This window comes from Streptomyces sp. NPDC014894 (assembly GCF_043080985.1).
In the GTDB taxonomy this organism is placed as follows: domain Bacteria; phylum Actinomycetota; class Actinomycetes; order Streptomycetales; family Streptomycetaceae; genus Streptomyces.
On sequence record NZ_JBIBWD010000004.1, the window covers coordinates 289,599 to 311,610 of the forward strand.

The window sequence follows — 22,012 nt, forward strand, 5'->3', positions numbered from 1 at the left end:
TTACGGCGAAGTGGGTACGGATCCGTGGAACCGGGGAAAGTGGGGACGCCGAACGGGCGCCGCGACCCGATGGTCACGGCGGGAGGCCCGTCGCGGGGGCGTGCTCAGACGCCGCGTCCGCGCGGGATCAGATGAAGAAGTACGGCTTGTGTGCACCCATGGGGCCAGTCTAACGAGCGGGTTCGGGGGCGGCTCGGCAATTTCCGCCGGCTCTGTTCCGTACGCTGCCTGTGCCTCTGTGCCTCTGGGCCTGTGCCTGTGCCTGTGCCTGTGCCCGTGCTTGTGCCTCTGTGCTTGTGCGAGGCCCGTGCCCGGCGCCGGGGCCGTACCCCGCCGTACGTTCGTGGGCTCTGTACGGACATCGGCTCTGTACGGGTACGAACTCCGCACGGTCGTCGGTTGCCGCACGGGGCGGCCGGGCGCGACGGACGCCGTCCGCGGCGCTCGCCGGGGCCGCGAACCCCCGCCCCCGGAGGAACGGTTCACTCCCGGCTGAACGCGACCCTCTTCCCTCCTGGCGGCCCGCTCCTACGCTGGGAGGGTGAGCAGCCGAACGCCCGACCGCGCCCCCGCCCTCCCTCCGCGCCCCGCCGGGCCTCCCGCCGCCAAGGAGCCGCTGTGGCGGGACGTCGTCGGGGAGGTGCTGCGCCGCGAACGTCATGCGCAGGGGCGCACGCTCCAGGAGGTCGCGGACGCGGCCCGGATCTCGATGCCGTATCTCTCCGAGATCGAGCGGGGCCGCAAGGAGGCCTCGTCCGAGGTGCTCGCGGCCGCCGCGCAGGCGCTCGGCCTCGGGCTGGCCGGTCTGCTCGCCCTGACCCACCGCGAGTTGACCGCCCGCACGGCTCCCGCGGCGCGTGTGCTGCGTACGGTGTCGTCCTCCTCCGTGAGCACCGCCGTCTCCCGCCCCGTCACCGGCCGGACGCCGAGGCAGGGCGGGGTCTGCCTCGCGGCCTGAGCCGGGCTGCCGGCGGAGGTCGGGGCGGCGGCCGGGGCGGCCCGCCGCCGGGAAATACGGTCGACAGGCCCGGGGGCCGGTGCTGTGATGAGCGCCGGCCGCCCGCACCCCCGCGCGGGCCCGGGAAGGATCCGTGTGCCCACCGAGGTGACCCCGTCCGCACCGGTCGTCGACACCGCCCTCGTACAGCGGCTGATCGCGGCGCAGTTCCCCCAGTGGGCACGGCTGCCGCTGACCCTGGTGGACCCCGCCGGATCCGACCACGTCATCCACCGGCTGGGCGCCGACCGGTCGGTCCGGCTGCCCCGCGGCGACTGGGCCGTGGGCCAGGCCGAGACCGAGCACCGATGGCTGCTGCCGCACCTCGCCCCGAGGCTTCCGGTCCCCGTGCCCGTGCCGCTCGCGCTCGGGGCCCCGGCCCTCGGCTACCCCTGGCCCTGGGCCGTCACCGGCTGGCTCGACGGGACCACGGCGAGCGCCGACGGCCTCGCCGACCCCGCCCGCACGGCCGTGGAGCTGGCGGGTTTCCTGACCGCGCTCCAGCGCGTGCCCGCCGCGGACGCCCTGGTCCCCGGCCCCCACCCCGGCCTCACCGCCGATTCGCCGCTGGCCGACCGCGACCGGGCGACCCGCGAGGCGATCGCCGCCCTCGACGGCGTCTTCGACGCCCGCGCGCTCACCGCCACCTGGGAATCAGCGCTGAACGCCCCGCCCTGGGACCGGCCGCCGGTCTGGTTCCACGGAGACCTCCACACCGGAAACCTCCTGACCGTCGACGGCCACCTCAGCGCCGTCATCGACTTCGGCGGCCTCGGCCTGGGCGACCCGGCCCGCGATCTCATGATCGCCTGGACCCTGCTGACCGCCGAGACCCGCCCGCTCTTCCGCGCCGCCCTCGGCGTCGACGACGCCACCTGGCTCCGCGGCCGCGGCTGGGCCCTCGCCACCGGCCTCAACGCCTACACCGCCTACGCCCCCACCAACCCCCGCGTCGCCGCCCAGACCCACCGCCAGATCACCGAATCCACCACCGCCCCCTGATCCAGGGCGCCGCGCCGCATCCCCGATCGAGTCGGCGGTCAGCGGTGCCGCTCCCAGTACTCCGCGAACGGCACGGCCTCGCCGAGGGCACGGTCCCGGTGGCCCAGGTGCGCGGCGACCTCGTGGGAGGGGAGCGGTTCGGCGCCGATGAAGGCACCCTCGGGCGTGTAGTGCATCCGGTACGCGGCGCGGTCGTCGAAGAGCCAGAAGTCGTGCTCGGGCAGCCCGGTCACGGTCTGTTCGGCCCGGTCGATGATGCCGATGCTCTCGCCGGCCGTGATGTTGCCGGGGTAGGCGGACAGCTCGTAGCGCAGATAGTCGGTCAGCGGAGACCGGAGCACATGGACCCGCGAGACCTTCTTGCCCTTGTCGGTCATCGACCGCACCCACGGATTGTCGTCCCAGTCGGGGCCCATGCTCCCGCCGGCCAGAAAGCGTTCGAACTCCTCACGCTCCTCCGCCACGTCGTAGACGGAGAGCGTCTCCAGCCGGAAGGCCTCCCGCTCGAAGGTCTCGAAGAGCCGTCCGAACTCCTCACCTGTGAGCATGGAAATACTCCTCCAGCACAGTGGCGGGGACCACGACGGCGGTCTCGCCCTCGGGGAGGCCGTCACCGGACAGTTTCCGCAGCATCGTCGCCCCCGGCATCGATATGTGACTGTCGCCTTCGACGCTCCCGAGGAGATCCTGTCGCGGTCAAGCGACAGGTCTTTCCAGAACGGGAAAGGGGCCCGGGCCCGTGGTCGTGGGCGGGCCCCGGGGAGGTCAGCCGTTTGTGGGGGTCACGCCGATCGGGCAGCTCACGCCGGTGCCGCCGATGCCGCAGTATCCGCCCGGGTTCTTGTCGAGGTATTGCTGGTGGTATGCCTCGGCCGGGTAGAAGGGGCGGCCCTCGGCGGGGAGGAGTTCGGTGGTGATGTCGCCGTGGCCGGAGCCGGTGAGGACCTGCTGGTAGGCGTCGCGGGAGGACTTCGCGGCGGCTTCCTGCGCGGGGGAGTGGGTGTAGATCGCGGAGCGGTACTGGGTGCCCACGTCATTGCCCTGGCGGAAGCCCTGGGTCGGGTTGTGGGACTCCCAGAAGACCTTCAGGAGCTGCTCGTACGAGACCTGTGACGGGTCGAACACCACACGGACCGCCTCGGTGTGACCGGTCTGGCCCGAGCAGGCCTCCTCGTAGGTCGGGTTCGGCGTGAAGCCGCCCTGATAGCCGACGAGGGTGGTCCAGACGCCCGGGGTCTGCCAGAACTTGCGCTCGGCGCCCCAGAAGCAGCCCAGCCCGAAGTCCGCCGTCTCCAGCCCCTCGGGATAGGGGCCGAGCAGCGGATTGCCCAGGACCGTGTGGCGGTCGGGGACGGAGAAGGAGGGCTCGGGGCGGCCCCTGAGGGCCTGGTCGGGGGTGGGCAGCTGGGGGATGCGGTGGGACAGGAACATGCGGGGCTCCTTGGGATTGCCGGCCTAAGGAGAACGTACGCACCGGAGCCGGAATTCCCCTCCCCGGGCCACCGCACCCGCACCCACCCCGGCAGCCGCGCCCGGGCGGCCGCGCCCGGGTGACCGCGCCCCGCGCGCTCAGCCCCCCGTGCGGTTGACCGCGATGTCGCGGAAGAGCCCGTACAGCTCGGCCGGGTCCTCGGCCTGGGTCCAGGGGAACGCCCCCACATGGCCGTCCACCAGCCGGAACTGCTCCAGGGCGAGATCGGCCCGGTCCTGCTGGACGAGGAAGTACGCGAGGACGTGCCGCGCCTCCGCCAGATGCGGATGGCCGGGGTCGGCCGCCGCCGTGTCGTCGTGGAGGCGGTCGACGGCCGCCCACACCGCCTCGGTCCGGAACTCGCCCCGCCCCCCGCGTCCCGCCCGGTGCTCCCACCAGGCGGTCAGCCACAGCGAGCTGATCAGCTGCCCGGGCGGCGCCGCGTCCGCCGAGCGCTCCGCGAAGGAGAAGGCCAGCTCGCGGGAGCCGTGCCACTTGGCGCACCAGTACTGGAGAGCGCCCCGGTGCGCCGCCAGGTGGTACGGGTCACGGGCGGAGGTCTCCTCCCAGAGCCGGCGCATGTCCTCGTGCGAGCGGCCCACGCCGATCCCGCGCCAGATGTCCGTCACATACGGCGACGGATCGTCCCCGCCCAGCTCCTTGGCCCGGGCGACCTCCCGGCCGGCCCGGCTGAGGATGCGGACGAAGCCCTCCGACTGCTCTTGCGAGGTCCGCGCGGACCTCCCCCCGGCCCGGACCTGCCAGGCCAGATCGATCAGCGCCTGGGCCTGCACCGCCGCCGCCCCGGGATCCTCGGGCCGCTCCGAGCGCCAGTGCTGGAGCCATACGTCGTCACCCCGGGCCGCGCCCGCCAGCTCGCCGATCACCGCCGTCCGCCGCTGCCATCCGGCGCCCGTCACGGCGGTGAGGAAGTCCGCCCCCGGCCGCCAGTCGCCCGCCAGCGCCGCGGCCACCACTCGGTCCAGCGCCGGATCGGGGGCCGGCCGCCCGGTCTCCAGACGGTCCCTCGGCACCAGGCCGAGATCGACGAGGCGCTCCGGGGGGACGGGCCGGTCGGGCCTGCGCCCCAGGCCCAGCCTCGGCGCGAGACCGAGCGCGGGACGCAGGGCGGGAGGGAAGCCGGGCGGGAGCGCGGGCTCCGGCTCCGCGAGCCGCTGCCCGGAGTCGGGCTTCGAGCGCCATGGGAAGAGGGACACGGACCCGGACCTTTCGCCGCCGCGGAGGTGGCCCCGGGGCCGCCGCCCGGGTGGACACGCCCCTGGCGCCCGTGGCACGGGCGGGGGCGCGACCGGGCGCGCAGGCCCGGCGGCGTAGGGGAGTCGGAGTATCACCTCAGCCGCGCTCCCGCCGCAACTACCCGTGCGTGATACCGGGACGACCGAACGTGTCCGCCGGGCGCGCGCCGCCCGCCCGGCGGCCCGAGGCCGTCGGCGCGCCGGGGCCGATGCGCCGCCCGCCCGCCCGGTCGGTGCGCCGAGGCCGCCGCGCCGTCGTCGTCAGCGTCGACAGCGCCGCCGGGCCCTCGCCTCGGCGGACCGAGGCCGCCGAGGTCTCGCCGGTCCCGTCGTCGTCAGCGCGCCAGCGTCGCCGGGCTGCCGCCGTTCGCCTCGTACCCCGCCACGGCCAGATTGCGGTAGACCGTGTACTCCGCCGCCGGGTCCTCGCTGAGCGTCCACGGCAGCGCGCCCACATGGCCGTCCACCATGACCAGCTGGTTCATCGCCTCGGCCCAGCGCTCCGAGCGGACCAGGAAGAGGATCAGCAGATGCCGTACGTGCGCGAGCATCGGATCGCCCGGGCGGGCGGAGTGGACCGCGTACAGCGCGCCGTCCACGGCCTTGGAGACCACCGCGCTCTGGTGGAAGTTCTGCACCATGACGAGGTCGGGGATGTGCTCGTACACCGCGAAGAGCGGCAGGCCGGCCAGCAGCGAGCCCTGGGGGGCGCGCGCGGCGGCCGTGGTGGCGAAGTGGTCCGCCTCCTCGCGGCTGCCGTGCCATGCCTCGCACCAGTACCGCAGCGCCGAGAGATGGGCTCCCATGTGCTGCGGAGCGCGGTCGATGACCTTCGCCCAGATCTGGTCGAATCGCTCGTGCGGATACCCGAGGCCGCGGGCGACGGCCAGCTCCACGATGTACGGAACGGGGTCGCCGGGCGCGAGCAGCGTCGCCTCCTCGCAGACCGTGCGGGCCTCCTCCAGGATGATCCGGAAGTCGTCGGCCCCGACGGCGGAGGTCCGCCAGGCCTGCTGCACCAGGAACTCCGCGTGGACCTGCGCGCCGCCCGCGTCCTTCGGGGACTCCGAGCGCCAGGTCCGCAGCCACGCGCCGCCCGCGCCGGGCTTCTGCTGGAGCTCCAGGGAGGCCGCCCCGGCGAACGCCTGCACCCGCTGCCAGCGGACCTCGCCGTCCTTCGGGGTGCCGGCGAGCAGCTGGGAGGCGGCCCGCCAGTCCTGGGTCCGCTGCACCACGTCGAGCACATCGAGAAGGTCCTGGTCCGGGCCGGGGAGCCGGATGTCCTGCTCCTCCTGTCGGAGGAATCCGTAAGTCTCCGGGTCGGCGGCGTCGGGCGAGCCGGGCGCGACCTGGCGGATGCCCACGCCGCCGCCGCGGCGGCGCAGCACATAGGGGCCGATGATCGCGGCCAGCATGGCCATCACGATCAGGAACCAGAGAATCTCCATGCCGCCATTGTCCCGGACACCGGCGGCATCGGGCCACGGTGTGGCGTCCACACGCCACCGGACCGCCCCGCCGCCCCCGGCCGCCCCTCCGGGCAACCCCTTCCGGCCGTCCCGCCGCCCCCGGCCGCCCTTCCGGGCAACCCCTTCCGGCCGTCCCGCCGCCCCCCGGCAGTCCCAGGCCGCCCCCTCCGGCCAAACCCCCTTCCAGGCCGCCCCCCGCGCCTTCCTCCGCCCCCTCCTCCAGGCCCTTCACGCGCCGCTCCCGCGCCGGGCCCGTACGCCGGTCCGCCCCGCCCTCCAGGGGTGAACGCCCTGGCCGGGGCGGTCCCAACGGGAGCCGGGAGACGCGGACTCGGGCTCCGCGCCGCTACCCTCGGCTGTCATGAGCCACCAGTACAGCTCCCAGCACCTCGAAACGCTCGCCATCCACGCGGGCAACACCGCCGATCCGCTGACCGGCGCGGTCGTCCCGCCCATCTACCAGGTCTCCACCTACAAGCAGGACGGCGTGGGAGGTCTGCGCGGCGGCTACGAGTACAGCCGCAGCGGCAACCCCACGCGTACCGCCCTGGAGGAGAATCTCGCCGCGCTGGAGGGCGGCCGGCGCGGGCTCGCCTTCGCGTCCGGGCTCGCCGCGGAGGACTGCCTGCTCCGTACGCTCCTCGCCCCCGGCGACCATGTGGTGATCCCGAACGACGCGTACGGCGGGACCTTCCGCCTCTTCGCCAAGGTCGTCGCCCGCTGGGGGGTGGAGTGGTCCGTCGCCGACACCTCCGACCCGGCCGCCGTGCGCGCCGCCCTCACCCCCAGGACCCGGCTGATCTGGGTCGAGACCCCGTCCAATCCGCTGCTCGGCATCACCGACATCGCCGCGCTGGCCGAGGTGGCCCGAGGTTCGGGGGCGCGGCTGGTCGTGGACAACACCTTCGCCAGCCCCTATCTCCAGCAGCCGATCGCGCTCGGCGCCGACCTCGTGGTGCACTCCCTGACCAAGTACATGGGCGGGCACTCGGACGTGGTCGGCGGCGCGCTGATCGCCGCGGACGCGGAGACCGGCGAGGAACTGGCGTACCACCAGAACGCCATGGGCGCGGTCGCGGGACCGTTCGACTCCTGGCTGGTGCTGCGCGGGATCAAGACCCTGCCCGTACGGATGGACCGGCACAGCGAGAACGCCGCCAAGGTCGCCGAGATGCTCACCCGGCACCCGAGGGTGACCCAGGTGCTCTACCCGGGGCTGCCGGACCACCCCGGCCATGAACTGGCCGCCAAGCAGATGAAGTCCTTCGGCGGAATGGTCTCCTTCCGCGTCGAGGGCGGCGAGGCGGCCGCGGTCGCGGTCTGCGACCGGGCCGGGCTGTTCACGCTCGGAGAGTCGCTGGGCGGGGTCGAGTCGCTGATCGAGCACCCGGGCCGGATGACGCACGCCTCGGTGGCGGGCTCCGCGCTGGAGGTGCCCGCCGATCTGGTGCGGCTGTCGGTGGGCATCGAGGCGATCGACGACCTCCTCGCCGATCTCCAGCAGGCGCTCGCGGGCTGAGCCCCGCCGCCCGGACCGCGCGCGCACCGTCCCCGGGTCGGTGCGCACCGTCCCCGGGTCGGTGCGCACCGTCCCCGGGTCGGAGCGGACCGTCCCAGGGTCAGGACAGAGCGGACGGCCGCCGGGGCAGTACAGAGCGGACCGCCCCCGGCGCGGGGCAGACCTGGGGCGAGCCGGCGTCGAGGAGACGTCGGCTCGCCCCAGTCACACCTGTCACTCCCGCCGCGTCCCCCGGGCCGGCCGAGACCGCCCGGGGAGCGCTCGGCCTATCTCAGGCGGGCACCTTCTCGTCCTCCAGCAGACCGCGGAGCTGATCGCGCAGCTCGGCGGAGTCGGTGTGACCGTGTACGGAGACCGCGTGCTCGGCCGCGGCGCGTACGACTTCGTCCTCCTCACCGGAGATGGTGAGGGTGCAGTTCGTCTCGCTCGGGAATCTGCGGCAGTCGGCGACTTTTCTGGTCATGACGACCTCCTCGGTACGGTCTGTACCGCTTGTTCCAGAGTAGTCCGGTCACCGCTCCTCCCGGTCACCACTCCTCCAGCGGAGGCGTCATCCGCGCCGGCTCCCCCTCCCACGGCTCCGCCGACACCGCCCACACCGTGAACACGGCCACCGCGACCAGCGCCAGCGTCCAGCCCGTCCAGCGCGCGGCCCCGCGACGGCGGCGGATCCGCGCCCCGCGCCGGGCCGCCCGCGCGGCCAGACCGGGCGGAGCGGGGGCCGCGCCCTCCGCCAGCATCCGGCGGACCAGGTCCTCCCGGCGGTTCGGCCGGTTCACGGCGTACGCCCGGACCCGCCGGGTCCGTCGGCTCGGGCGGGACGGAGGACCGGCTCCGGCGGCTCGCACAGCTCGGCCACCGCCCGGCGGCGCACCGTCCCGACCCGTTCCACGGGCAGCCCGAGGAGCGCCGCCGTCTGCTCCTCGGGAACGCCCTCGTACAGCGTCAGCACCACGACCAGCCGGTCCTTCGGCGCGATCCGGCCCAGTACGCCGCCGCCCGTCCGGCCGCCGCGCCACGCGCCGCGCGCGAAGCGGCCGACCAGCTCATGGCGGGCGTGGTCGTAGGGATCCTCGTCGCGCAGCCGGTCCCAGTGCGCGCAGGTGTGCGCCAGCGCGGCCAGGAGCAGCCGCCGGGCGCGGGGGCTGTCCCCCGGGATCTCGGCGGTCAGCAGGGTCGCGGTGTGCAGCAGCCTGCCCGCCGCACCCGTGACGAACGCTTCGAACTCACGGGCACGGCGCTGCCCCGGGGCCGTCCGCCGGTCGCTCACCCTCTCATCTAGAGGCAGGAGAGCGACCGGGGTCAAGAGGCCCGTACGAGACGGCCCCGGGGGGCCGGCTCCTCGCGCCCCCCGTCCGCCGCGGTGTCGTGCGGGGCCGTGATCCGGTCCGCCGCGGGACCGGCGCTACCCAGGTGGTCGGCGTACCAGGGTCGCACCGTCCCGTCGCGGCGGGCGGCCGGGTCCGGAGGGAGGGCTCTAGGAGGCCTCCACCGGGTCCATCGGCGGCAGTCCGCTCTGGCGGGCCGAAAGGGCGGTGTTGAAACGGGTGAGAAGGGTGCAGAACGACTCCCGCTCGGTCTCCGTCCAGCCGTCGGTGACATTGGCCATCAGCTCCCGCCGGGACGAGCGGACCTCTTCGAGGCGAGCCTGTCCGCGAGGGGAGAGCTGGAGGACGACCGCGCGGCCGTCCTCCGGGTGCGAGGTGCGTTTGACGAGTCCGGTGTCGACGAGCGGCGCGACCTGGCGGGTCACGGTCGACGAGTCGATCCCCATCCCCGCGGCGAGCGCCTTCACGCCCATCGGGCCCTCCCGGTCCAGCCGGTTGAGCAGCAGGTAGGCGGCGCGGTCCATGGAGTTGCGGACCTGACCGACGCCGCCGAGCCGGGTCTGTTCCGCGCGGCGGGCGAACAGGGCGACCTGGTGCTGGAGAGCATCGAGGAGGCCGGGATCGAGATGAGTCGTCATGTCCTGAGAAGTGGGCATGGCCAGGGGGCTCTCTCGTGCGGTGGTCGATTGGTGGGGGACAGAGTACGCGGCTGTGACGCACTCCGGACTGGCTTGGGGAAACCCATAGGAAGCGGTGCTCACAGAGCGGACGCGAGGGGCCGCTCGGCCTGTGAACTGCGAGACTTGAGGGTATGAGCTTCCGTCTGCCCGGCCACCCGCACCCCGTGATATTGGACGATGTCCGCGGGGCGCAGAAGATGCTCTCCGGGGTCGCGCGCACCACCGCGATGGAGGGCAGCCGCCATCTGTCCGGGCTGGTCGGCGCCCCTGTCCACCTCAAGTGCGAGAACCTCCAGCGGACCGGATCCTTCAAGCTGCGCGGCGCGTACGTCCGGATCTCCGGGCTCCGGCCGGAGGAGCGGGCGGCGGGCGTCGTCGCCGCGTCCGCCGGAAATCACGCGCAGGGGGTGGCGCTGGCCTCCTCGCTGCTCGGGGTCCGCTCCACCGTCTTCATGCCGGAGGGCGCGCCGCTGCCGAAGGTCGCCGCCACCCGGCAGTACGGGGCCGAGGTGCGGCTGGAGGGCCAGGTGATCGAGGAGACCCTCGACGCCGCCCAGGAGTACGCGGACCGCACCGGCGCGGTCTTCATCCACCCCTTCGACCACCCCGACATCATCGCCGGGCAGGGCACGGTGGGCCTGGAGATCCTGGAGCAGTGCCCGGAGGTGCGCACGATCGTCGTCGGGATCGGCGGCGGCGGGCTGGCGGCCGGCATCGCGGTCGCGGTGAAGGCGGTGCGGCCCGATGTGCGGGTGGTGGGGGTGCAGGCGGAGGGCGCCGCCGCGTATCCGCCGTCGCTGGCGGCGGGCCGTCCGGTCTCGGTCGCAGCGCCGGCGACGATGGCGGACGGCATCAGGGTGGGCCGCCCGGGCGACCTTCCGTTCGCGATCGTCGGAGAGCTGGTGGACGAGGTCCGCACGGTCTCCGAGGACGAGCTGTCCAGCGCGCTGCTGCTCTGTCTGGAGCGGGCCAAGCTCGTGGTGGAGCCCGCCGGGGCGGCCCCGGTGGCGGCGCTGCTGAGCGATCCGCGCGGGTTCCAGGGGCCGGTGGTCGCCGTGCTGTCCGGCGGCAATGTGGACCCGCTGCTGATGCAGCGGATCCTGCGGCACGGGATGGCGGCGGCGGGCCGCTATCTGTCGCTGCGGCTGCGGCTGACCGACCGGCCGGGGGCGCTCGCGGCGATGCTCGGCTCGCTGACGGTGCTCGACGCCAATGTCCTCGATGTGAGCCATGTGCGCACCGATCCCCGGCTCGGGCTGACGGAGGCGGAGGTCGAGCTGCAGCTGGAGACCAAGGGTCCGGAGCACTGCGACGAGGTCGCGGCGGCCCTGCGCGCGGCGGGGTACACGGTCACGGTGATGGGCTGAGGCGTACGCCCGGCCCCGGCACCCCGCCCGCTCCCGGCACCTCCCGCTCCCGGCCCCGACGCCCCGGACTCCCGCCCGCTCCCGGCACCGACGCCCCGCCCGGTCCCGACGCCCCGGGCTCCCGCCCGCTCCCGGCACCTCCCGCTCCCGGTCCCGACGCCCCGGACTCCCGCGCGCCCCGCGCCCCTGACCGTCGTACCCCCGTAGAACCACCCGCCCCGCGACCGGCCCGTATGCGTCCATGTGCGCCGGCCGGCCCTTCGGCGTGCCCGTTTCCGGGAGCGCGCGGCCCCCGTCGCGCGCTCCCGGCACACCCCGGGAGCGCGCGGATCAGCACGACGCGATCTCCCTTGCTGTAACGCGATGTATCGCGTTAATGTACGGGCCTGCCGCGCCCCGACGGGGCGTTGACCGTGCCCCGTGCGCCGCCTCCATGCGGCGAAAAAGTGGTCAAGTGCTGCAATCTGGGCATCTTGGTACGGGGGATTCGCGGCCCTTTCGCTGGAACCGACTCAACCGCCACACCTGGGAGACCTCTATGCCGGGCGCCATCTACGCCGAAGGTCTGGTCAAGACCTTCGGCGAGGTAAAGGCACTGGACGGCGTCGATCTCGACGTCCCCGAAGGCACCGTCCTCGGACTTCTCGGCCCCAACGGCGCAGGGAAGACCACCACCGTGCGTGTCCTGACCACACTTCTGCGGCCCGACAGCGGCAAGGCCGTCGTCGCCGGGATCAATGTCCTCGAACACCCCAACGAGGTCCGCCGCTCGATCGGCCTGTCCGGCCAGTTCGCCGCGGTGGACGAATATCTGACCGGCTGGGAGAACCTCCGGATGGTCGGCCGGCTCTACCAGCTCAGCGCCCGCGACGCGAAGGCCCGCGCGTCCGAGCTGCTGGAGCGCTTCCATCTCGCGGACGCCGCCGACCGGCCCGCGAAGACCTACTCCGGCGGTATGCGCCGCCGGCTCGACCTCGCCGCCGCCCTGGTGGTCTCCCCGCCCGTGATGTTCATGGACGAGCCGACCACCGGACTCGACCCGCGCAATCGCCAGGAGCTGTGGGAGGTCATCCAGGAGCTGGTCAGGGGCGGTACGACCCTGCTGCTCACCACCCAGTACCTCGAAGAGGCCGACCGTCTCGCCGACACCGTCTGCGTGGTCGACCACGGCAGGGTCATCGCCCGCGGCACCGCCGACCAGCTCAAGGCCCGTACGGGCGGCGAGCGCGTCGAGGTCGTGGTGCACCGCCCCGACCAGATCGAACCGGCCCGCGAGGTGCTGGGGCGCTTCGGCCAGGGCGAGACCGCCGTCGAGCCGCACACCCGCCGGCTGACCGTCCCTGTCTCCGGCGGCGCGCGACTCCTCGCCGAGGTGATCCGCGAACTCGACGCCCGGGGTGTGGAGATCGACGACATCGGGCTGCGCCGGCCGACCCTGGACGATGTCTTCATCTCGCTCACCGGTCATGCCGCCGAGGCGGCCGCCGCCGAGACGGCTGAAGCCGATGAAGCCGACGGCACGCCGTCGTCCCGTGCCGACGACCTGCCGTCCCGTGAGGAGAGCCGCCAGTGACCGCATCGACCGAGGCCGCGAAGATCCGGGCGCCCCGCCCCCGGGGCGGCATCGTCCAGTCGGCCGTCGACTCGCTCGTCGTCGCCCAGCGCAATCTGATCAGGATGACCCGCATTCCGGAACTTGTCATCTTCGCGCTCATCCAGCCGGTCATGTTCGTGGTGCTCTTCACCTATGTCTTCGGCGGCTCCGTCCAGGTCGGCGGCACCACCTCCGCGCAGGCCTACCGCGAGTTCCTGATGGCCGGGATCTTCGCCCAGACGGTCACCTTCGCCACCGCCGGCGCGGGCGCGGGCATCGCCGACGACATGCACCGCGGACTCATCGACCGCTTCCGCTCGCTGCCCATGTCCCGGGGCGCGGTCCTCACCGGCCGCACCCTCGCCGACCTCGTACAGACCTCGCTCACCCTGGTCGTCCTCGCCGGGGTGGCGCTCCTGGTCGGCTGGCGGACCCACGAGAGCTTCGGCGAGGTGCTGCTCGGCTTCCTGCTGCTGCTTCTGCTCGGGTACGCCTTCTCCTGGATCGGCGCGCTGATCGGCCTCTCGGTCCGCACCCCCGAGGCGGCCACCTCCGGCGGTCTGATCTGGCTCTTCCCGCTGACCTTCATCTCGAACGCCTTCGTGGACGCCAATCAGATGCCGACCTTCCTCCGCCATATCGCGGAGTGGAATCCCTTCAGCGCCACCGTCCAGGCCTGCCGGGTCCTCTTCGGCAATCTCCCGCCCGGTTTCGAGACCCCGGACGCCTGGCCCATGCAGCACCCGATCCTGGCCTCGGTCCTCTGGTCGGTGCTGATCCTGGTCGTCTTCCGCACCCTGGCCGTGCGCAAGTACCGCTCGGCCGCCGCCTGACCGCCGGGCGCGGAACCGGACCGGGGAGCCCGGCCCGGACGGACGAAGGCCCGTACACACGGAAAGAACGGACACACGGAAGGGGCCGGACCGCGTCGCGCGGTCCGGCCCCTTCGATCGTGCCCGTCTGTCTGTCCGCCTGTCTGCCCGTCCGTCTGTCCGTACGGCCCGATCAGCCGGAGTACGGCTTCGCGGCGAGGATCCTCACCATGGCCTTCTTGCCGTTCGGCAGCTCGTACTGAGCGTCGTCGCCGACCTTCTTGCCGTTCACGCCCGTGCCGAGGGGGGACTGCGGCGAGTAGGTCTCGATCTCCGAGCTGGCGTACTCGCGGGAGGCCATCAGGAACGTCAGCGTGTCGTCCTCGTCGCCGTCGAAGGCGATCGTCACGACCATGCCGGGCTCGACGATGCCGTCGTCGGCCGGGGCCTCGCCGACCTTCGCGGTGTCCAGGAGCTGGGTGAGCTGCCGTACGCGGAGCTCCTGCTTGCCCTGCTCCTCCTTGGCCGCGTGGTACCCGCCGTTCTCCCGCAGGTCCCCCTCCTCGCGCGCTGCCTCGATCTTCTTGGCGATCTCGATGCGCGCGGGACCAGACAGGTACTCCAGCTCTGCCTTGAGCTGGTTGTACGCCTCCTGGGTGAGCCAGGTGACGTTCTCGCTGGTCTGGGTCACAGGTGCTCCTCGTAGGTACTGGGAATACAAAGCAACGCCCTACCCAGAAGCATGGAGCCTTCATGGATGGGCGAAACCACGAGCCTAACAATTTCGTGGCAGAAGGGGGAGGACAAAAACCATCAGAACTGCGTCAACGCAGGTCAGGGCCGGTTCCCGGCATTGCGCCAGATCGGTTTTCCGCCCGCGTCAAGCCGAAAAAACGCCAGTGCGGAGCCCGGCGGACTACTTCGCGGCGCACTGCGCCAGCTCGGCGCTGGTGGCCCGCGCGGTGGTCCGGATCCGGAACACCTCGTCGATCCGGCGGTCGCCCGCGGCGTCCACGGCCACATCGAGCCGGCCGACCTCGGCGCCGTCCTCCGAGCGGGATCGGATGGTGCAGGTGCCGGCGGCGTCGGAGTCCTTGCGGATCTCCAGATGCACCTGCACCTCGGAGTCCGAGGTCACCGAGAACTTGATCACCTCGGCGCTGATCCGCTCGCCGGAGACGTAGTCGTAACCGAACCAGCCGACCATCCCGAGGAAGCCCACGCCCAGCACCGCACCGAGGATCTTGAGCTTGCGGTCGGCCCGCTCGTCCGCCGAGCGGCCGTAACGGCCCTCGGGAAGCTCCTCGCGCACGGCGGTCATGGCCAATCCTCTCGGGAGATCTCCCCGGCAGGGGGGTTCCGGAATTTTCCGTCCCCCGATTCGGTCACTATAGAAGCCTCCCTCAGGCCGCCGACCGCCACCCCGCACGGACGCCGCGGTGGGACGGCAGTACATTTCGCGACGAATCATTGAGGATCGAGCCTTGACTGAGCAGCTGCGGCTGATGGCCGTTCACGCCCACCCCGACGACGAGTCGAGCAAGGGCGCGGCCACGATGGCCAAGTATGTGTCCGAGGGGGTGGACGTGCTGGTGGTCACCTGCACGGGAGGCGAGCGCGGCTCCATCCTCAACCCCAGACTCCAGGGCGACGCGTACATCGAGGAGAACATCCACGAGGTCCGCAAGAAGGAGATGGACGAGGCGCGGGAGATCCTCGGCGTGCAGCAGGAGTGGCTGGGCTTCATCGACTCGGGTCTGCCCGAGGGCGACCCGCTGCCGCCGCTGCCCGAGGGCTGCTTCGCGCTGGAGGACGTCGAGAGCGCGGCCGGCCCGCTGGTCCGCTCGATCCGCTCCTTCCGTCCGCAGGTGATCACCACCTACGACGAGAACGGCGGTTATCCGCACCCCGACCACATCATGACCCACAAGATCACGATGGTGGCCTTCGAGGGCGCGGCCGACGCCGAGCGCTTCCCCGAGGCCGAGTTCGGCCCGGTCTGGCAGCCCCGGAAGCTCTACTACAACCAGGGCTTCAACCGCCCCCGCACGGTCGCGCTGCACGAGGCGCTGCTGGCGCGCGGCATGGAGTCCCCGTACGGCGAGTGGCTGGAGCGCTGGAAGGAGTTCGAGCGCGTCGAACGCACGCTGACCACCAGCGTTCCGTGCGCCGAGTTCTTCGAGATCCGCGACAAGGCGCTGATCGCGCACGCGACGCAGATCGATCCGGACGGCGGCTGGTTCCGGGTCCCGATGGAGCTCCAGAAGGAAGTTTGGCCGACCGAGGAGTACGAGCTGGCGAAGTCTCTGGTCGATACCTCCCTCCCCGAGGACGACCTCTTCGCGGGCATCCGCGAGAATGCCTGATATGAGCGGAAGCGTAAACCTCGCAATGATGCACGCCACGCTGGCGGCCGAACAGCTCGACAAGAACAAGGTCACCCCGGGTGTGCTGGGTTTCCTGGTCTTCGCGGCGCTGGCGGTCGCGGTGTGGTTCCTGATGAAGTCCCTGAACCGGCACATGGGCCGGGTCGAGTTCGAGGAGGCCCCGGCGCAGTCGGCCGAGGCCGCCGGGACGTCCACGAAGAAGAGCGTCTGACCGAGGGGCCACGCCCCGGGCCGCCCGCCCCCGTCCGCCGAACGACGCCGGACGGGGGCGGCCCGGGGCGGCGGCCGGTCAGCGTGAGTGGTCCGCCAGGGACAGCAGCAGATGCGCCGTCTCGGGACGCAGATGGTCGGAGTGGGAGCCGGCGGGCCCCCGACCCGCCACGAAGACCGCTCCCGCGTCGACGCTGACGAACCAGTGGTCGAGCGCCTCCTTCGGATACGCGTCGCCGGGCGGCCGCATCCGGATGGCCGAGACCGGCTCGGGAGCCGGGCCGATGCCCGCGCCGCCGATGCCGCGCTGCTTCTCGGCGATCCGGTGCCACAGCCCGGTGGCCCGGTCGCGCTCGGCGTACGTCGCGACCACCGGGCCGCGCAGCGGCGCCCGGGCGAGCGCGGTGAACACGGTGTCGAAGGCGTCCCTCGGCGCGGCCATCTGCAACAGCAGCATCGAGTCCACGGTGAACGGCCGCCCCGCCGGTCCCGGCCTGCTCCATCCCAGCGTCCGCCCCGGCCGGTCGCCCGCCGCCCACTGGACCGCCTCGCACAGCACCCGGCAGCCGAACGAGTGCCCCACCAGATGCAGATACTGGCCGTCCCGATTGGCGAGGACCGGGGCCGCGGCCGGGTCGGCCCGCCCGTCGTCCAGCGCGCCGAGCAGCTGTCCGATCACCCGCGCCGCGTGCCCCTCCCCGGTCGAGAGGGCGTGCGCGCGGTCCCGGATCCGCCGGTAGCCGCCCAGGAGCGGTCCGCTGCGGGAGGGCCAGCGCACCAGCACGGTCCAAGGCGCGAAACGGGCCCCGAGCGCCGGATAGAGCGCCCGGCGCGCCGTGTACTGCGCCTCGGCCAGCTCCATCAGCCGCTCGGCCGCCCGGACCGCCGACGCGGGGGAGGTCTGCCAGCCGTGGACGTACACGACGATGTCGCTCGCCCAGGCCGGCGGGGCCAGCACCCGGGCGAAGTGCTCGTCCAGCCGCCCGGCGGGCACGGGCGCGCCGCCCTCGCCGTCGAGCAGCCAGCCGGTGTCGTCCAGATCGACGGTACGGATGGTCATGGGCGGCCTCGCCTCGGTACGGGACGCCGGGCCGGGGCCCGGCGCGGGTGCGGGTGCGGTGCGGTGCGGTGCGGATGCCGTACGGGCGGGCCGGGCGCGGGCCGGTGCCGCCGGGGGCGGGGACCCCGGCCGTGCGCGGCGTACGGGCGGCGCGCGGGCGGCGCGCGCGGGCGGTCATCAGCCGCGCTCCAGGCGTTCGTCCATCCCGCCGTGCAGCGCGTAGGCGAACCCCAGCGGATTGCGGTACCGGTCCGCGAACCGCCGCGCCAGCGCGTGCGCGATCTCGCCCGCCGTCTCCTCCCCCTCCAGATAGCGGGTGACGAAGGCGAGCGCGTACTCGGCCGCGAACACCTGCGGCATCTCGATCTGCGGCCCGATCACCCCCCGCGCGCCCCGCTCGATCAGCGCCCGGCCCAGATGGGCCAGATCCGCGCCGCTCGGCACACCGGCGTAGCAGGCGTTCAGCATCACCAGCGGCCGGAAGGAGTCCTCGCTCCCGTTCACCGGAGGGCGGCCCCGCACCGTGTAGGCGTCGATCTCGCCGCCGTCCGTCAGCCGGACGACCAGACAGGGGCTCTGCCCGTCGTCCGTCCGGAACTTCCCGTGGCACCAGAAGTACATGAACTGCTCGTCGAGCCGCCCCTCCTCCAGCGCCCGCAGCAGCTCGGCGCGGGTGGTGCGCTCGGTGAACTTGGTGTCCCGGGCCAGCGCGGCGGCCACCTCGGCCGCCCGGGTGCGGCCCAGGGGATCGATCGCGGCGTCGTGGTTGAGGGAGACCACCGGGACCACCGGCGGCCGGGGTTCGAGCCGGTCCCGGACGCCCGCGTAATGGCCGCAGGTCTGCTCGATCCGGTGGCGATGCCCGAGGAACCGGCGGAAGAGCCCGTCCAGACCACGGCCGCCCGTCGGGGCCGACCTCGGCAGCGCCAGCATCGGCCAGGGGATGAACAGCTCCGAGTCGAAACGGATCCGCAGCGGCCGCTCGCCCGCCAGCACGAAGGTCAGGATGTCCCGGAAGATCCTCAGCCCGCCGTCCCCGTCGCCGCCGCTCCTGTCGGGGTGTCCGGGGTTTCCGCCGAGCAGCAGATCGAAGAGCAGGTACGAGCCCTGCGCGGCCAGCTCCTCCACGGCCGCGTACAGCTCCTCCTCGGGCTCGCCGCCGAGGTCGACCAGGGTGGCGTAGGGGAGTTCGGTCCGCCCCGGCGCGGGCCGGCCGCGCTCGTCCAGCGGCTGCGCGTCGATGAACTCGCGCTTCCACACATGCCGCAGCCGGGCCGCGACCGCCTCGATCTCCGCCGGGCTGCGGCGCAGCGTCAGCCGGTGCTCGGAGCCGAGGTCGGGCAGGGCCGGACCGTGCATCCGCACCTGGACGAGGTCGTGGCCCAGCCGGTCGACGCCGACGACGAGATCGGGCGCGGCGGCGGTGCGGCGCGGGAACCGGGTGAAGCCGCGGCTCGGGTCCTGGACGACGCGTACGGGAAGCTCCCGGGGCACCCGGCTCACCCCTCCCGGCCGTACGCGGGGACCGGCGCCGCCGCGCCGACCACGAATTCCGTCTCGATCTGCTGGAGCACCTCGCCGCTCTCCCGGTGCTCGACGGTGAACCGCAGCCGCAGCGGGCCCTCGGCGCGCGGGGTCAGCAGGAACTCCGGCCAGTCGGACGCCTCGGCGGAGGGCCGCAGGGCGACCGAGCGGGCGGGCTCCACCTCGGCGTCGCCGAGCGCCGCCGCGTACACCCGCAGCGGCGGCCCGCCGTCCGCCGCCCAGGGGTGCGCGGGCCCCGGCTCCACGCCCAGGGCGATCCGGGCCGCGCCGCCCCGCACCGGCTCGTCCAGCAGCCGCAGCCGGACCCGGCACCCCGACTCCCGGAGACGGGCGGCCCGGGACGAGGCGCCCTCCGGCAGCGGCTCCGGCACGGTGTACCGGGCGGCGCGGGGCAGCTCCGTACGCGCCCGGCGCAGCAGCGCGGGCGGATGGAAACGGCTCAGCTCCTTCAACGCGCGGGCCATGTCGTCCCGTTCGTCCGCGAGCAGCGCGGCGGCGTAGTCGCACCAGTGCTCCCCGGCCTCGTCCCCGCCGGTACGGAAGACGTTCCGCGCGGCCGCGATCCAGCCGGGACGGGCGGTGCGCAGCCCCAGCTCCAGCCGGGTCCAGGCGAATCCGGCCGGGCAGCCCAGCTCCTCGAAGGCCGCCTCCGCGCCGCGCAGCCGGGCGATCGCGGAGCCGTGCGGCTCCGTCCCGGTCAGCGCCAGCTGGTGCAGTGCCCAGGCCGCGCCCAGCCGGTCCCCGACGGCGCGGAACTGTGCCGAGGACCGCTCCAGCGCGGCCGACGCGAGCGCGGGCGAGCCCTCGTCGGCGAGCGCCAGCGCCAGGTAGTAGCCCGTCCAGGCCCGGCCGCGCGGATCGTCCGTGGCCCGGTGCTCCGCCACCGCGCGCTCCAGCGCGGGCACGGCGCGCGAGCAGTCGCCCCGGAGCAGCTCCACCCGGGCGAGCGCGGTCAGCGTCCACGCCGTGCCGCGCCGCTCGCCGAGCCGCAGGAAGAGCCCCTGGGCGAAGCCCAGCCGCTCCTCGGCCCCGTCCGGGTCCCCGACCAGCAGCCGCAGCCGCCCGTAGTGATACGCGGCCCAGGCCTCCCCGCGCACGCCGCCCGCCATCTGGTGCGCCTCCACGGCCCGCCGCAGCAGCGCGCCCGCGCGGTGCGGCACGCCCCGGTCGATGTCGATCGCGGCGCGCAGCTGGGGCCGCCGGCCGGCCTGAGGCGCGGCGAACGGCCGGTCCGGCCCGTCCAGCCGGTCCAGCGCCCGTCCCGCCGCGCTCAGCCGGCCCGAGTGGCGCAGATTCTCGACCTCCTCGATCAGCGCCGCCGCCGGGTCGCCGGAGCCCCGGAGCAGCCGTCCGGAGAGCGGGACGTCGCCGGTCTGCCGGGCGACGGCGGCCAGCGGCAGGCTCAGCCCGGCGGTGCCGCGGGCGGCGTACCGGAGCATCAGCAGCCGGGCCAGATCGTTCCGTCCGGCCAGATCGCGGGCGAGCAGCCCGGCGCAGTCGTGGGCCAGCCGGCGGGCGGGGCCGCGGCCCGGGCCGCGGGCGGAGTCGAGGACGCGCGAGGTGAGCCAGATGTACGGCTCGACGGGGAAACGCGGACCGGCGCCGGCGGCCCTCGTCAGCCACTCCTCCCACCTCTCCCGGTTCCGCCGCCGCTCCGACGGCGTGTGCGCGGCGGCGGCGAACTCCCCCAGCGCGGGCGGCAGCCGCCAGAAGCCGGGGCGCGGGCGCTGGAGGACACCGCGCCGCAGCAGCTCCTGGAGGCCGGGGCCGACGGCCGGACCGGGCAGCGCCGACACCAGGGACTCGGGCAGCTCCTCCATGCCCAGATCGGCCAGGACGGAGAGCGTGTCCCGCGCCCCGGGGCCCAGCGCCCGCCGGACGAGCGCGAACAGCTCGTCCGGCGTGCGGGGAGCGTCCGTACCGCCGCCGTGCCGGGGCAGGCCCCCGGCGAGCCGCAGATAGAGCGGGCGTCCCAGACACGCCCGCAGCCTGGGGTCGTCCGTCCCGGCGGGCAGCCCCAGGAACAGCGCCGCCCGGTCCTCGCCGAGCGGGGGCACCTCGTGCCCGGCCAGGGACGGTACGGAGCCGGTGTGGCTCGCGTCGGAGGTGGCGAGGAGCAGGGTGCCCGTGCCGTCGACGGCCTCGGTCAGCCGCGTCAGGAGCGCGTCGCCCGCGCGGCCCGCGGGCACGCCGTCGGCGACCAGCACGGCGGGCCGCCGGGTCAGCTCCCGGCGGCAGACCCGCACCAGCTCCTCGGGGGAGACCTCCGGGAAGTCGGCGAGGGCGGCGCGCAGTTCGCCGGGCGGCACGCCGATCCCGCCGAGCAGCCGCAGCAGCGTCACCTCCGGGCGCGGCTGGTCCGCCGGGACGGGCAGCCAGTGCACGGGCCGCACCAGATCGCCCGCGACCCGCTCGGCGACCCGCTCCGCCAGCGCGGACTTCCCGATCCCGGCGGGGCCGTACAGCTCGACCGGACGCGCCGTCGAGACCAGCCGCAGCAGCCGCGCCAGCTCCCCGGCCCGGCCGATGAACTCCTGCGGCCCGCCGGGGCCGACCGCAGGGGGCGCGCCCGACGGTCCGGGGAACGGCGGCGGCCACGGCGGCCACCCGACCGGCTCCGGTCCGGGCGGCCGCTCCAGCAGCCCCGTCCCGGCGGGCGCGCTTCCCCACCTGACCGGCTCGGAGTCCACCGGCCCGCCGTCGGACTCGCGTCCCTTGTACGGGGGTTCGTCGTCCACGGGCCCGGGCTCGCCGTCGCCGTCGCCGTGGTGCGTGGTGTGCGGGTACGCGGCGGACCGGGGCTCCCCGCCGTCCCCGTCCGGGGCGGGCGCGTGCGGTCCGTCGTCGGCCGCCGTACGGGAGGCGTCCCCGGCGTGCGGTACGCCGTCGGCCGACGGGCCTTCGCCGGAACCGGCGTCCGGGGCGGGAGCGTCCGGGGCCGGGGGCTCGCCCTCGCCGGGCGGGCCGCCGTCGGCCGTTCCGCCGGGCTCACGACCGTTGGACTCATGGCCGTTGGGCTCACGACCGCCGTCCGCCGCCGTGTCCGGGGGCCGGTCGCCGCCCGCCTCCGCCGTCCCGGGGCCGCCGTCCGTACCGGTCCCGCCGTCCGTACCGGTCCCTCGATCCGTGGGCCGTCCGGTCATGGGTACGGGTACGGGTACGGGGCCGGGGGCCGTGGAGTCCGCGGCGTCGCCCGGAGGGTCGTCCGGGCCGCCGGGCTCCCCGGGGCGGGACCGCCGCTCGTCCGTCACCGTGCCCCCTCCCCGCAGCCCGGCGTCCGCCGGGCCCTCGTGCCCAAGTGCCAGTATCCAGGGC

The 22,012-nt window shown here is 74.2% G+C and carries 21 protein-coding genes; 8 read left to right on the forward strand and 13 right to left on the reverse strand.

What is annotated here, in order from left to right:
• Positions 1 to 541: 541 nt before the first annotated feature.
• Positions 542 to 958 (forward strand): helix-turn-helix domain-containing protein, encoded by a 417-nt coding sequence (locus ACF089_RS12250; RefSeq protein ID WP_392025265.1) that lies wholly within the window; start codon positions 542 to 544, stop codon positions 956 to 958.
• Between the two features lie 135 nt (positions 959 to 1,093).
• Complete coding sequence (locus tag ACF089_RS12255) at positions 1,094 to 1,999, forward strand: aminoglycoside phosphotransferase family protein (protein ID WP_392025267.1); 906 nt, start codon at positions 1,094 to 1,096, stop codon at positions 1,997 to 1,999.
• 38 nt (positions 2,000 to 2,037) lie between these two features.
• Here the strand turns inward: ACF089_RS12255 and ACF089_RS12260 are convergent, their stop codons facing one another.
• From ACF089_RS12260 to ACF089_RS12275, 4 genes are all read right to left on the reverse strand, one after another.
• On the reverse strand, positions 2,038 to 2,547 hold the full coding sequence (locus tag ACF089_RS12260) for a DUF6879 family protein (RefSeq protein ID WP_392025268.1): 510 nt from the start codon (positions 2,545 to 2,547) through the stop codon (positions 2,038 to 2,040).
• Between the two features lie 217 nt (positions 2,548 to 2,764).
• The gene (gene msrA, locus ACF089_RS12265; protein ID WP_392025270.1) at positions 2,765 to 3,430 is read right to left on the reverse strand and encodes a peptide-methionine (S)-S-oxide reductase MsrA; all 666 of its coding nucleotides are present in this window, start codon (positions 3,428 to 3,430) and stop codon (positions 2,765 to 2,767) included.
• Positions 3,431 to 3,568: 138 nt separating this feature from the next.
• On the reverse strand, positions 3,569 to 4,687 hold the full coding sequence (locus tag ACF089_RS12270) for a hypothetical protein (RefSeq protein ID WP_392025271.1): 1,119 nt from the start codon (positions 4,685 to 4,687) through the stop codon (positions 3,569 to 3,571).
• 374 nt (positions 4,688 to 5,061) lie between these two features.
• Positions 5,062 to 6,174 carry a hypothetical protein gene (locus ACF089_RS12275; protein ID WP_392025273.1) on the reverse strand — a complete coding sequence of 371 codons (1,113 nt, stop codon included), beginning with the start codon at positions 6,172 to 6,174 and terminating at the stop codon, positions 5,062 to 5,064.
• A 382-nt stretch (positions 6,175 to 6,556) separates the two neighbouring features.
• Here ACF089_RS12275 and ACF089_RS12280 point away from each other — a divergent pair, with 382 nt between their 5' ends.
• Positions 6,557 to 7,714 (forward strand): cystathionine gamma-synthase, encoded by a 1,158-nt coding sequence (locus tag ACF089_RS12280; protein WP_392025275.1) that lies wholly within the window; start codon positions 6,557 to 6,559, stop codon positions 7,712 to 7,714.
• A gap of 271 nt (positions 7,715 to 7,985) precedes the next feature.
• Here ACF089_RS12280 and ACF089_RS12285 read toward each other — a convergent pair whose 3' ends face one another.
• From ACF089_RS12285 to ACF089_RS12300, 4 genes are all read right to left on the reverse strand, one after another.
• The gene (locus tag ACF089_RS12285) at positions 7,986 to 8,177 is read right to left on the reverse strand and encodes a DUF1059 domain-containing protein (RefSeq protein ID WP_392025277.1); all 192 of its coding nucleotides are present in this window, start codon (positions 8,175 to 8,177) and stop codon (positions 7,986 to 7,988) included.
• A 64-nt stretch (positions 8,178 to 8,241) separates the two neighbouring features.
• The gene (locus ACF089_RS12290) at positions 8,242 to 8,493 is read right to left on the reverse strand and encodes a hypothetical protein (RefSeq protein ID WP_392025279.1); all 252 of its coding nucleotides are present in this window, start codon (positions 8,491 to 8,493) and stop codon (positions 8,242 to 8,244) included.
• Complete coding sequence (locus ACF089_RS12295) at positions 8,490 to 8,984, reverse strand: RNA polymerase subunit sigma-70 (RefSeq protein WP_392025281.1); 495 nt, start codon at positions 8,982 to 8,984, stop codon at positions 8,490 to 8,492. Before ACF089_RS12295 ends, ACF089_RS12290 begins: the two co-directional genes overlap by 4 nt.
• 207 nt (positions 8,985 to 9,191) lie before the next feature.
• Positions 9,192 to 9,698: a MarR family winged helix-turn-helix transcriptional regulator gene (locus ACF089_RS12300; RefSeq protein ID WP_392025283.1), complete on the reverse strand. Its 507-nt coding sequence runs from the start codon at positions 9,696 to 9,698 to the stop codon at positions 9,192 to 9,194.
• Between the two features lie 155 nt (positions 9,699 to 9,853).
• Between ACF089_RS12300 and ilvA the strand changes: the two genes are divergently transcribed.
• The 3 genes from ilvA to ACF089_RS12315 all read left to right on the forward strand — a co-directional run bounded on the left by ilvA (position 9,854) and on the right by ACF089_RS12315 (position 13,516).
• Complete coding sequence (gene ilvA, locus ACF089_RS12305; protein WP_392025285.1) at positions 9,854 to 11,089, forward strand: threonine ammonia-lyase; 1,236 nt, start codon at positions 9,854 to 9,856, stop codon at positions 11,087 to 11,089.
• A 538-nt stretch (positions 11,090 to 11,627) separates the two neighbouring features.
• Positions 11,628 to 12,662, forward strand: a complete 1,035-nt coding sequence (locus ACF089_RS12310) for an ATP-binding cassette domain-containing protein (RefSeq protein ID WP_392025287.1) — start codon at positions 11,628 to 11,630, stop codon at positions 12,660 to 12,662.
• Complete coding sequence (locus ACF089_RS12315) at positions 12,659 to 13,516, forward strand: ABC transporter permease (RefSeq protein WP_392025289.1); 858 nt, start codon at positions 12,659 to 12,661, stop codon at positions 13,514 to 13,516. The genes ACF089_RS12310 and ACF089_RS12315 overlap by 4 nt, the downstream gene beginning before the upstream one ends.
• A gap of 172 nt (positions 13,517 to 13,688) precedes the next feature.
• Here ACF089_RS12315 and greA read toward each other — a convergent pair whose 3' ends face one another.
• Together greA and ACF089_RS12325 are read right to left on the reverse strand one after the other, a co-directional pair.
• Positions 13,689 to 14,186, reverse strand: coding sequence for a transcription elongation factor GreA (greA, locus tag ACF089_RS12320; RefSeq protein ID WP_392025290.1), 498 nt, complete (start codon positions 14,184 to 14,186; stop codon positions 13,689 to 13,691).
• A gap of 225 nt (positions 14,187 to 14,411) precedes the next feature.
• Positions 14,412 to 14,816 (reverse strand): DUF4307 domain-containing protein, encoded by a 405-nt coding sequence (locus ACF089_RS12325; protein WP_392025292.1) that lies wholly within the window; start codon positions 14,814 to 14,816, stop codon positions 14,412 to 14,414.
• A 163-nt stretch (positions 14,817 to 14,979) separates the two neighbouring features.
• Here ACF089_RS12325 and mca point away from each other — a divergent pair, with 163 nt between their 5' ends.
• The gene (gene mca / locus ACF089_RS12330) at positions 14,980 to 15,861 is read left to right on the forward strand and encodes a mycothiol conjugate amidase Mca (RefSeq protein ID WP_392025293.1); all 882 of its coding nucleotides are present in this window, start codon (positions 14,980 to 14,982) and stop codon (positions 15,859 to 15,861) included.
• On the forward strand, positions 15,854 to 16,093 hold the full coding sequence (locus ACF089_RS12335; protein WP_392025294.1) for a hypothetical protein: 240 nt from the start codon (positions 15,854 to 15,856) through the stop codon (positions 16,091 to 16,093). The genes mca and ACF089_RS12335 overlap by 8 nt, the downstream gene beginning before the upstream one ends.
• 78 nt (positions 16,094 to 16,171) lie before the next feature.
• Here ACF089_RS12335 and ACF089_RS12340 read toward each other — a convergent pair whose 3' ends face one another.
• The 3 genes from ACF089_RS12340 to ACF089_RS12350 form a co-directional block, all read right to left on the reverse strand.
• The gene (locus ACF089_RS12340) at positions 16,172 to 17,152 is read right to left on the reverse strand and encodes a hypothetical protein (protein WP_392025296.1); all 981 of its coding nucleotides are present in this window, start codon (positions 17,150 to 17,152) and stop codon (positions 16,172 to 16,174) included.
• 177 nt (positions 17,153 to 17,329) lie between these two features.
• Positions 17,330 to 18,655, reverse strand: coding sequence for a CHAT domain-containing protein (locus ACF089_RS12345; protein ID WP_392025298.1), 1,326 nt, complete (start codon positions 18,653 to 18,655; stop codon positions 17,330 to 17,332).
• Entirely contained in the window at positions 18,652 to 21,948 is a 3,297-nt protein-coding gene (locus tag ACF089_RS12350; protein ID WP_392025300.1) for a hypothetical protein, read from the reverse strand. Before ACF089_RS12350 ends, ACF089_RS12345 begins: the two co-directional genes overlap by 4 nt.
• Positions 21,949 to 22,012: the final 64 nt, after the last annotated feature.